This is a genomic window from Vibrio sp. 10N.222.52.B7 (assembly GCF_041474275.1).
GTDB classification, from domain to species: domain Bacteria; phylum Pseudomonadota; class Gammaproteobacteria; order Enterobacterales; family Vibrionaceae; genus Vibrio; species Vibrio crassostreae_C.
In genome coordinates this window covers 1-10,735 of record NZ_JBFRTU010000140.1, presented here as the reverse complement: position 1 = coordinate 10,735, position 10,735 = coordinate 1, and the positions used below count along the sequence as shown (strand labels likewise).

The 10,735-nt window shown below is 43.9% G+C and carries 13 protein-coding genes; 5 read left to right on the top strand and 8 right to left on the bottom strand.

Annotated features, from left to right (window positions below; all coding sequences use genetic code 11):
- Positions 1-431: 431 nt before the first annotated feature.
- On the bottom strand, positions 432-1,115 hold the full coding sequence (locus AB4512_RS21715; RefSeq protein ID WP_017069149.1) for an SH3 domain-containing protein: 684 nt from the start codon (positions 1,113-1,115) through the stop codon (positions 432-434).
- A gap of 96 nt (positions 1,116-1,211) precedes the next feature.
- On the opposite strand from AB4512_RS21715, the gene AB4512_RS21710 reads away from it, so the two are divergent.
- Together AB4512_RS21710 and AB4512_RS21705 are read left to right on the top strand one after the other, a co-directional pair.
- Positions 1,212-1,787 carry a hypothetical protein gene (locus AB4512_RS21710; protein WP_136979883.1) on the top strand — a complete coding sequence of 192 codons (576 nt, stop codon included), beginning with the start codon at positions 1,212-1,214 and terminating at the stop codon, positions 1,785-1,787.
- A 269-nt stretch (positions 1,788-2,056) separates the two neighbouring features.
- Positions 2,057-2,299, top strand: a complete 243-nt coding sequence (locus AB4512_RS21705) for a hypothetical protein (protein WP_017062621.1) — start codon at positions 2,057-2,059, stop codon at positions 2,297-2,299.
- 169 nt (positions 2,300-2,468) lie between these two features.
- Here AB4512_RS21705 and AB4512_RS21700 read toward each other — a convergent pair whose 3' ends face one another.
- A complete protein-coding gene (locus AB4512_RS21700; protein WP_017062622.1) occupies positions 2,469-2,927 on the bottom strand; it encodes an Lrp/AsnC family transcriptional regulator in 459 nt (152 codons plus the stop codon).
- A 149-nt stretch (positions 2,928-3,076) separates the two neighbouring features.
- On the opposite strand from AB4512_RS21700, the gene AB4512_RS21695 reads away from it, so the two are divergent.
- Positions 3,077-4,006 carry a DMT family transporter gene (locus AB4512_RS21695; RefSeq protein WP_372175624.1) on the top strand — a complete coding sequence of 310 codons (930 nt, stop codon included), beginning with the start codon at positions 3,077-3,079 and terminating at the stop codon, positions 4,004-4,006.
- 158 nt (positions 4,007-4,164) lie between these two features.
- Positions 4,165-4,629 (top strand): exoribonuclease R, encoded by a 465-nt coding sequence (locus AB4512_RS21690; RefSeq protein WP_102394556.1) that lies wholly within the window; start codon positions 4,165-4,167, stop codon positions 4,627-4,629.
- 48 nt (positions 4,630-4,677) lie between these two features.
- Here AB4512_RS21690 and AB4512_RS21685 read toward each other — a convergent pair whose 3' ends face one another.
- The 6 genes from AB4512_RS21685 to AB4512_RS21660 all read right to left on the bottom strand — a co-directional run bounded on the left by AB4512_RS21685 (position 4,678) and on the right by AB4512_RS21660 (position 9,045).
- A complete protein-coding gene (locus tag AB4512_RS21685; protein ID WP_372175623.1) occupies positions 4,678-6,051 on the bottom strand; it encodes a sensor histidine kinase in 1,374 nt (457 codons plus the stop codon).
- 66 nt (positions 6,052-6,117) lie between these two features.
- The gene (locus AB4512_RS21680) at positions 6,118-6,849 is read right to left on the bottom strand and encodes a response regulator transcription factor (protein WP_017067448.1); all 732 of its coding nucleotides are present in this window, start codon (positions 6,847-6,849) and stop codon (positions 6,118-6,120) included.
- Positions 6,850-6,930: 81 nt separating this feature from the next.
- Positions 6,931-7,611 carry a spondin domain-containing protein gene (locus AB4512_RS21675; RefSeq protein WP_017072230.1) on the bottom strand — a complete coding sequence of 227 codons (681 nt, stop codon included), beginning with the start codon at positions 7,609-7,611 and terminating at the stop codon, positions 6,931-6,933.
- Positions 7,612-7,620: 9 nt separating this feature from the next.
- Positions 7,621-8,304, bottom strand: a complete 684-nt coding sequence (locus tag AB4512_RS21670) for a spondin domain-containing protein (protein WP_065583911.1) — start codon at positions 8,302-8,304, stop codon at positions 7,621-7,623.
- A complete protein-coding gene (locus AB4512_RS21665) occupies positions 8,297-8,437 on the bottom strand; it encodes a hypothetical protein (protein WP_017067451.1) in 141 nt (46 codons plus the stop codon). The genes AB4512_RS21670 and AB4512_RS21665 overlap by 8 nt, the downstream gene beginning before the upstream one ends.
- 266 nt (positions 8,438-8,703) lie before the next feature.
- Positions 8,704-9,045 (bottom strand): YggL family protein, encoded by a 342-nt coding sequence (locus tag AB4512_RS21660; RefSeq protein ID WP_017062629.1) that lies wholly within the window; start codon positions 9,043-9,045, stop codon positions 8,704-8,706.
- 254 nt (positions 9,046-9,299) lie between these two features.
- Between AB4512_RS21660 and AB4512_RS21655 the strand changes: the two genes are divergently transcribed.
- Positions 9,300-10,735: PhoX family phosphatase (locus AB4512_RS21655; RefSeq protein ID WP_372175622.1), on the top strand; the 1,436-nt coding region annotated here is incomplete at its 3' end.

Genomic DNA, 10,735 nt, shown 5'->3' with positions numbered 1-10,735 from the left:
CAGCAACTCAAAATCAAAAATTATTATTACAAATATGAAATATTTTCGTATTATGATTAAAAACTAGACTTGCATCCCAAAACCAATGAAATGTTACGATTATGTAAATCAACGCAAGACTCTGATATTAATAAGGTTTGTTTAGTTTTACTTTTATCACCAAGCAGATAAGCCTTTGTAAATACGAGATAAATCTATATCTCTCAGCTTGTTTCAAGAATAATGCAATGTGGGAATTTGAAATGATTGATCACGAGAATAATAACAAAACTCTTATTAGCCATTAATAAATGGTTCCTAATTATTCTATATAACCTTCGATATAATTAACGTTCTAAATGGGAAAGATGAACATTATGGATAGACAAAAAAGCCCACTCAACCTATGAGTGGGCTTTAGTAAATAGCATTATTAAATAGAGCGTGGGATCTTACTTCGTAAATATTTCATTTGTATTTACATCAAGATAAATTTTGTTTTCAAGGGACAACCCACCACAATAAATAAAATAGACATCTCGATTGCTGTACTTAACAGATTTCACCCATCCGCCTAATTCTTCAAAATCACTTGGGGCACACTCCCCCTCAGAGATCAGTTTAGCCACCGAATTACGGAATTTTTCTTGATGGATCTTGAGGTCATCAGACTTAACCAAATAGGAATCCAATATCTCTTTGCTTTCTTTTTCCGAAATAATGACTTCATCATTCGATAAGCCTGACATAGAGACCCATTCCGCCGTCTGTGGGCCGCCTTCTTTAAGGACTATATAGTCTGAGATACGTGCCCATTCGCCTTGTTTCTCGAGTACCACCACCTTTTCCCCTTTATAGAGGTAATCTGTTATCAAGCCATCAATTTCAGGTTGCTCGACCACTTCAAGCTTTCTCTCCAAAACGTAAAATTCCGTCTGCTCGGGTTCAGGCTGAAGATCCATGATGGGTACAAGGTCAGATTCAGATTGCTCGGTAGCTTCTAACGCCGGCTCTTCCGTTTTCTCTTGTGGGATTGGGTCTTTATTCATGACCAAGAAGTAGTATGCCGCTCCTCCCCCTCCGCCCAATATCAACAACACAAGTAAAGCGATCAGCGCTTTTTTCATCAAATCCACCAGCTCTTCCGTTATAGGTATGTCTCAAGTGTACATCAACTCATGCTGCTGCTCATCTATACTCTCAATAGAGCGCACGGTAAGTAGAGGAAAGTCATGAGTTTTTGGGGGAAAGTTATCATTGTAAGCGCAACTTTTAGTGCCAATGTCGCTCTAGCGAATCATTGTGACCGTGAAAACTGGCAAACACTGTTGGATCGTCAGCTCTCTTTTGAAGGTCGCTATAATCAGTACACCAAAGAGTTCAACCAAGTTCTTTCAACCTATGAGTCACAGACATTGTTATCTAAACACTTTAATGAAAAGCAGATCATTGAGCTTTGGGCAAAGTATGAAGAAAGGTTTAATGTGCAGCTCAATAGTCATATGAATACCGCGTATGACGTCTCCGAGGTTTTGCTACAACAGGCGTATGTTGTGTCTAGTGAACTTGAAGGCGCTGACTCTCTAGCGTATTCATGGCAAGCCGTCGCCAAACACTGCACCAAAGCAAGACTCCCGCGCCAGGCAGAAAGCGCAAAGGTGCACGTACAAAGCTCACAATCACTCTCCCGAGATCTCCATACACTCAGTGAAAAATTCCGTCAGCTGTCTTCAAAATACCGCAGAGAAGCGACGATGATTGATGAAGCGCGCCACATAAACCAACCAGCAAACGATGCATCAAACTGAAATCACCATTAGATTCTCTCACTCGTTCGACTGGACTTTTCCGATAAATATGCTCAATCCCATTCATAATATTCTAAGAACTCGTTAATCAAAGCTTTATCAATAGGTTGTAAAAGTAATGTGCTATCTATCAACAATGAAGTTCAATTTCCGACCAATGCAAGCGAGTATGTGAGATATTCATCACAAAATAGATTTACAAACGCCAGAAAATTGTTATCATGAATCTTCATATAACTTAATAACAAGAAACATTTTGGCTAGGTAATATGCAAAAGACTATGGCTTTCAACTGCTTGAGTAACACGGAATGGACTGCAGAGATAAGAGGTAAACTTTTATCTGTAGCTAAACACATGGAAGAGTTCGGTTCAGTAAGTGAGCTAGAGCTATGTAAGATATTTGGAGAGACAATTTGGAATGACGGCGTGGATTATCATTCACATGCTTTTTCATTCAGAATTAATGCACAAACTGGGGATTGTTCAATCTCTAACTTTAAGTATCACTAAGTTTTGCACCTATCATATACGGAGTACCTTTCACGAGGTGCTCCGTTTTTTATTGCCTGAAGCCTGACACTTAATGGATGATTTTTGATATTGACCGCGCTTCTACTTCAGGAGTAAACCATTTCGTTTTCAGCTCATTCTGCCTTCGTGTTACTGCTCAGAGTTTGGCTTAATCGGTATAAATTGGCAGTGGTGCATTGCCTTTTACTTGTCTTATCGCAAGGTGGGTATGAATATCTTTCACGTTAGAGAGCCTTTGAAGTTTTCTTGTAAATGCCTCGTAGGCCATCAAGTTCGGGCTAACCACTTCTAGCAAATAGTCATAAGCCCCAGATACAACGTGGCAACTGATCACCTCTTCCATCTCTACAACAGCCGCCTCAAACTTATCTATCGACACTTCTTGGTGGTTGTTTAGGCTCACCTCAACAAACACACTCATTGCGATGCCGACTTGTTCTCGTGACAAGCTCACACGATAACCGTCAATAATGCCCTTTTCTTCTAGCCTTTTGACTCGTCTTGCACAAGGCGAAGGTGATAAACCCACTTCATCAGCAAGTTCAGCCGTGGTTAACCTGCCGTCTTTCTGAAGCAACTCAAGAAGATGTCTATCAATCCTATCCATAGCAAATACCGATCATTGGTTAAATTCGTTAATAATTTGGGGAATATTAGCAGAAATCATTAATAATATCTTAAGTTAGAACAAAACTTGCCAACCTGTGGCACACCAAGTACCCCATAATGAGTCATCATCCACTTTCCTTGTTTATTATGAAGCTTGGTTACCTATCTATTATTGTCACTCTGCTCATCTGGGCGAGCTTTTTCCTTTCTCTTAAAGGCGGCGCAAATTCAGATTTAACACCTGCCGATATCGCTCTCACAAGATTTCTCATACCGGCTTTGGTGTTATTGCCTTTGATGTGGAAAGCACGCAGCGCAATTGCCGTAGTCCCTAAACGGTATCTAACGGGTATGTTCGTAGGTAGCGGATTACCTTATCTGCTTGTTGCCGGAACGGCCATGCAGTTTGTTCCGGTATCTCATGGCAGTGCTCTTGTTCCGGGCACGCTTCCTCTGTTCGTTACAGGAATTGCGGTACTCTTTTTTAAGCAGCCACTCAGCCGACATCGTGTTGTTGGTTTAGGTTTGGTTTTGCTCGGCATACTGTTGTTTTTAGGGAGTAGCTTAAGCAGCTTCAACTTCGAATACACCAAAGGTCATTTGTTGTTTTTATGCGGAAGCTTAATGTGGGCGATGTTCACCATCTCAGCCCGTGTCGCTAATCTTAATGCGTTAGTCAGTGCCGGTTTTATTTCTCTCTGTTCTACTTTGCTTTTACTCGTCCTAATCCTGACTGGAACCCTCCCAAGCCACCTAATGGACACACCAATCGCTAATTGGCCCTTCACGGAGCTTGCCGTTCATTCAACAGTGCAAGGCGTTGGGGCGGGTTTAATCGCTGCGTTCACTTACCTTTATGCGGTTAATACCTTAGGGGCTGAACGCTCTGCCGCTTTTGGCAGTGCAACACCCGCAGTGGCGACCTTGTTGGCGATCCCACTATTCAACGAGATTCCTGATGCGATGACTTGGCTCGCCCTTGGTTCTATTTGCATCGGCAGTTTGGTCGCGAGCAACATATTCATGAGAAACGACCAGTCGATGCAGTACCAACCGCCAAGCCATAGCAAAGCCTGATACTGCGTTCAAACCTAAATACAGTTCCCCTAAGCATCGATTTTAGGGCTTGTAGTACACAGATAAGCCTGCCAACGCAGGCTTATCTAAAATCTGCTTTTTCTAAACTCGCTTCTCCATTAAACTGTCCGACCTTTTTGCAGATCCAAGAGAACACCATGCAACGCGACTACACCTTAAATTGCTTAATCACCATGCCTCGCCATGAACTAGAAGAATTTAGTTTAAGAATGATTCATCGCCTTGTACCTGAAGATGCAATGACGGAATTGTTTACGTTCGAGCAAGAAGAAGTCACCAGCGAAGAACGCATGCAATCAGCGAAATTTGACGCAATGCTTCGAATGACAGCTATCGCGCTTGGTGAAGTAAACCTAGCCTTCTCAGAGTCGGATAACTCGCAACAGAACATCGAGCGAATGACTCGCCTACTGCTTTGGCACTTCTACTCAATTTCTTTCAACCTTGAAGAAGCAATCGCAATCGAAGTACACTGTGAGAAAGTAGAAAAGATCTTAAAGAACGCACCTAAAGATGCGTTTGGCTGGGTTAAAGAATTAACTGAGCTACTTCACTTCTACGCGAAAGTGAACGAAAGCAACGAAGACAGTAAAGACGCTTAACGTTAGTTCTACGTAAGTATACATCGAGCTAAACGAAGGCAGACAGAGCTATACCGAAGGCAAATAAAAGCTTTGCTGAAAGGAGTTCTCTGCCTTTGTTGTTTCTAGCACGCTGTGATGTAACATCAATATCGACTGCGCGATCTTGGTTCCTATTCCCAAAGAACCATTCGGCGCTTCCAGTTCAACCTCATTATGAATCACCACCTTCACCCGTTTGGAATCCGCTTCAAAACCAACATCTAACGACACCACAGTGCCACTTGGGCTATGCCTCAATGCATTATCTAACAGATTCAAAATCAACCTCTCAAGCAGATCACTGTCACCCACAGCCTTGATTCCAATAGGCATATTAATGTTCAACTCAACATTTTTATGGCGATATTTGCTTTGTATCGTTTCTAAGCATTCGCTCATCAGCCCATTGAAATCGATTGAAGCGTATTGATATGTGGGTACCGGGTTATCTTTCTTGGCGCTATCTAACAGCGAATGGAGCTGTTCAGATAACTTGTTGCCATTGCGATATGCCACATCTATGAGTGGATCCGAATGTGGGTTTTGAATCCTCCACGTTTCTAGATACCCCAATACACTCGACAATGGCGTTTTCAAATCATGACTGAGCTGTAATAAGCTTTGTCTTCGATGTGACGACTGATATTCAAGTTGCAAAAATTGCTGTTGAATGTGCTTCGCCATCAACTGATACGAGCGTGCAATCGGCACCAATTCTGGTACTTGATGAATGAAGTTCGGGTCCAATCGAAAATCTTGCTCTGCTTGTTGTTGCAGCTTGTTGGTTACTGCTTCTATTGGGTTTAACAGGCTACGTTTAACCAATAGATAAGCCCCAACTGCAAAACCCAAGATAGAGATCAGCATGAGCCCCGCGAGCGCAATGTATGGCGTGTCGACCTGCGAATTGGCAATCACGGTGTGACGATTACTGCCAATCAAAACGTACAGATACCCGACGGTCGAACCTAGCTCTTCAATCGCTGCTACGGAAAACACCTTACGAGCCCCGGGATTGATCGGATCTTCCCCCAGAATGGGATAAGGCTCGTCGTTTAAAAACTGTTGAATGGGTGCTAAGTCTATCTGGCTTGCCAACACAGTGCCTTCTGGCGCAGCGTGCGTCGTGATATTTCCTTGGCTGTCGAGAAAATAAATGTCGAAATCGGGACCAATCAACATCAAGGTATGAAATATGGATTTAAGGGCTTTGGGGTTGTAGTCAGTCCCTATCATCAGAGGGTTATCATCGCGCATATGAACCGCGAGCTCTTTGTGTAAGCTCTGCTTAGTTCTTTGTTCTATGGTCTCTTTTTGCCAATTATAGGTATAAGCAATCACCACACTCACGAGCAGAAACCACAAACTGGTGAACAACACTAAACGCGATTTGAAACTCATGTTCTCTCCTCGATGGCTCTTAGGTCTTACTGGCCTTTTAGTAAACTTCGGACGCGACACATAGGCCTAAGCTTTCGACTCAAACTTATAACCAACACCCCAAACGGTTTTAATGAAATCATCATCACTATTCGGCATCGCAAGCTTGGTTCTTAGACGGTTGACTGTGCTACACACGGTATGGTGATAGCCAGAGTGATGAGTATTCCAAACATGATCGAGCAGCTCGTCTTTGCTATACACACGCCCCGGGCGGGTTGCTAAGAAATGAAGTAAGGTAAACTCGGTAGCTGTCAGCGGTACGTCTTGGTTATTGAGTGACACCTGATGGCGTTCAGGTTGAATAGTGAGCACACCAAAATTCATAATCGATTCTGCTGTCACAACCTCTTGAGTCGCTGATTCGACATGGCTTAAACGGCGAAGCACGTTCCTCACTCTTGCTTGAAACTCGAGAACGCTGAAAGGTTTCGTTATGTAGTCATCAACACCGGCTTCTAAGCCTGACACCTTATCTAACTCAGCGTCTCTTGCGGTTAGCATGAGTACTGGCGTCCAATCCTCTTGCTGACGCAACATTCGACAGAAATCGAGTCCGTCACCGTCTGGTAAGCCACGATCCAGTACGATCAAATCGAAATGACCCTCTTTATAGAGCGCCTGAGCCTTTTCAATCACATTAGCTCTGATTACGTTATGCCCTTGGAACTTAAGATGCATCTGCACCAGTTCAGCCAAGTCATCATCGTCTTCAACCAACAATATGTTTGCCATCAAATTTACCGCAGCACTATTCATGATCCCTGCTCTATTCTGAGTCCGCCCACCTTTCAATTGACCGGAACAGAGCAGGAATTCTTTCATCGTGCTTTCAACCTGTTACTGAGTTCGAGTAATGGTGATTCTTGCACCGGGGTTAAGGAAACGATGATTTGCACTTAAAGTAGAAGTCGTAAGGCCATCATCTTGGCTGATTACGCCAGAGTGAAAACTCACTATATCGGTGTCGTCTCGTGTGGTATTAAAACCTTCACCACCGCCTGCTGGTCCCGGAATGGTTGCAGCAAGCTCATCGTTCAGCTCAGTTCCCGAATCCCAAACATTCATGTTCATGGTAAAGGTATCACCCACCGCTAATGACTTGAGCGATAATCCGGATTCGCCGACAAACGCATCATTGGTGTTCACCAACATGGAAGCAACTGAGATATACCCTTCTTGATTTGGGTCGACACGAATCGACACCGTGTCTTGCTCACCTGAAAGAATCAGTCCATTGCCTGAGATGCCTTGATAAACATTGGCGTCACTGTCACTGAGCGCAAGCAATTGTGCATTACTACCCCCTTCCGCCAAGTATTCCAGATCGACAGAGGCACTTTGCCCAACTTCAAACAGATCAAAATTCGTATTGTGAGTCAACACCGCGAGTGGTGACATTGGTTGATTGGGGGTGAGGTTAGTAACACTCACATCATAGCGATAGTAATCGTCGTCATCGTCCGGACAACCCGCTAACACAGCTACTGATGCAGCGATAAATAGAATTCTAGCTTTCATACATCCCCCTTACTTCACAACAATGGTGATAGTTGCAACAGGGTTTAACCATCGATGGCTACTGCTATCGAGGTCACTGATGCCGCCCGCCGCATCACCATCACCAATGTTACCTGGATGAATATGAACCTTAGCGTTTGATACTGCCGTTTCTACACCTGTGCCACCAGCGCCAAAGGTAATGAATGGAGGGTTCGGCATACTGCCCGCCAGCTCATCATTGGCTTCTGTGCCTGCGTCATAACCATTTAGAGTCGCTTTGTAGGTGCCCGCTTGAGTTGGGATCTTCCAGCTATCTAGACCAACAAAGCCGTCGTTTGTCGGCAGCAACATTGCACCCAATGATAGGTACTCTAAATCACCAGTACTGATATCAAACGTAGTTGCGACGCCTGGGTTGAGGATGCCGGCCGCTGGGTTCTCAACCACCACGCCTCCCGCGTTGGCAATGACACCAGATAAACCTGAAATATCGCCACCTTCGGCCATGGACTCTAGTTCCGAAGAAGCCGTTTCACCCGTTCTAAACATGAACAAGCTTGAGTCATGAGCCGCCGCTAAGATAGGCGTAAAGTAGATCCCTTTCGTTGCATTAGTGACAGTGACTTCAAGCTCAGCAGCCTGAACTTGAGCCGCTCCGAAGGCCAACATAGCCGAGCTGATCACTAAGCTGATTTGAGTACGTTTATTCATTTTGATTCCATCCTTTATCGAGTCCTATCGTTGCCAACAAAACGAATAACAGCGATATACCGTTACCTTTGCCAGAACGAACTGTGGTGTTGTTGACTCTAAGAATAACGATCAAATCTATCAGCAACTTCATTGAATTCTCATAAAACTCTCACAAGTTTATCCAAACTTATTACTGCAAATAAAAATAGCGATAAAGTACTAATATTTAATCGAAAAATATCAATTTATCATTTACGTCAGAAGGGATAGAAAAGAAGATAAAGAATAGAAATGGAACGAATAAAACGCAAAAAGGCCGAATCGATTTAACGATTCGGCCTTTATTCTAGCGTACTGTTGTTACTCTTTCCTAAGCCGTATTTGGCCTTTCAATCGAGCTAACAACACAACATCAAATTAGAACGCGTAGTTTGCGTCAATCAGTTCGCTAACTTCCACTTTGCTTACTTCAGCACGAGCTTCAAGCCATTGAGCAACTTGCAGTTGTTCTGCTTCTGTTACTGAACGGTAGCGCTCAATTGAGCATAAGAAACCTTCAAACAGCTCTAGGCCACCGCCACCAAAGCACAGACCGATGCTGTCGATGAAATCAATGAACTCATCAATGAACACATCGTATTGATCAAAATCAGTAATCGATGTCTTGCAGCTTACTTCAAAACCCAGAATCGCGAATTCACCTAGGTATAGCTTTTTGCGTAGGCGACGATTTTTGTTTTCGATTTTATCTAATTTCATAACTGCCTCTCTTTTCGTTTGATAAAGCATTTATACACAGTTCCACATCAATCCCCAAGAGTTTTGTATTACACAAGGGTGTTAATGGCAAAAATCGTGCTACAGAAACAAAACCTTAATCAAATCTATAAAAATCTGTCACTTAACTGCTTCACGATTAGTCACACATTGACCCAACTTATTAACCAATTAGTTAGTAGGTGGGTAAGTCATGAATAACGAATAATAAAATCAGCCAATAGGAAGCAGTAAAGATGAGCAAGGAAACATTTGATAGCACTCGTTTTAATAAGAGCAAAAACAAACCCTTCGAAGAAGTTTTAGATGCGAACCTTTCAAGAAGAAATGTTCTCAAAGGCGGTTTAGGCATCAGTGCAATGACGGCGTTTGGTGCTTTTGGTTTAGCAGGCCACAGCACAGCGCACGCGGCGACAGCATCATCTAGCGCACCGCAAAAAAGCACTGCTACACTTGCATTCGAATCGGTTAAAGGCTCACTGACAGACAGTGTCGTTGTGCCAAAAGGCTATACAGCACAAGTATTGGTTCCTTGGGGTACTCCACTTAACAAGCAAGGCAATGCTTGGTTAAAAGATGGAACCAACAACGCACAAGATCAAGCAAACTCACTGGGCATGCACCACGACGGCATGCACTTCTTCCCGCTTAATGGCAACAGCAACGACGGTTTGTTGGTGATTAATCACGAATACATCGACCAAAAAGCACTGCACGCTAATGGTCCTACATACGATGAAGGCAACCGCCCTAGCCTTGATGAAGTACGTAAAGAGATCAACGCACACGGCGTGAGTGTGGTTCGTGTAAAACTTGAAGGCAACCAATGGGTGATGGTCGATAACGATCCACTTAACCGCCGCTACACAGGCGCGACCGTAATGGATCTGTCTGGTCCTGTTGCTCACAGTGAATTTACCAAAACCAAGTTCTCACAAGACGGCAGCCAAGCTCGTGGCACGTTGAACAACTGTGGTAATGGCTACACACCATGGGGCACTTACCTAACGTGTGAAGAAAACTGGCCGGGTTATTTCGTTAACAAAGGCGTGACAACACCAGCGCAAGAACGTATTGGTATCGCTACTGACAAAACACGTTACGGTTGGGACACGCTTTCAGGTAACAAACAAGAACGCCTAGACGAATTTGCTCGCTTTGACGTAACACCAACAGGTGAGTCAGCAATGGACGATTACCGTAACGAAGCACACGGTCACGGCTACATTGTTGAAATAGACCCATACACAGCAAACTCTCGCGCTAAGAAACGTTCTGCACTGGGTTGTTTCCGTCACGAAGGCTGTACGTTTGGTAAGTTGACCGAAGGCGAGCCAATCGTATTCTACTCTGGTCACGATTCTCGCTTTGAATACCTATACAAATTTGTTTCTGAAGAGAAATGGGACCCGCGTGACGCAGAACCGAGTAATCGCCTAAGTGCGGGTGACAAGTACATGGATAAAGGCACGCTGTATGTGGCTAAGTTCAACGATAACGGTTCAGGTACGTGGCTACCACTAACGTTGGGCAGCAAGACTACAAACGGCGGCAAGCTAGGTGATTCATTTGACTCTCAAGCAGCGCTTATCATCAATACAGCGGGCGCTGCCGACCTTGTTGGTGCAACGCCAATGGATCGCCCTGAATGGTGCTCTGTTGACCCAATGAC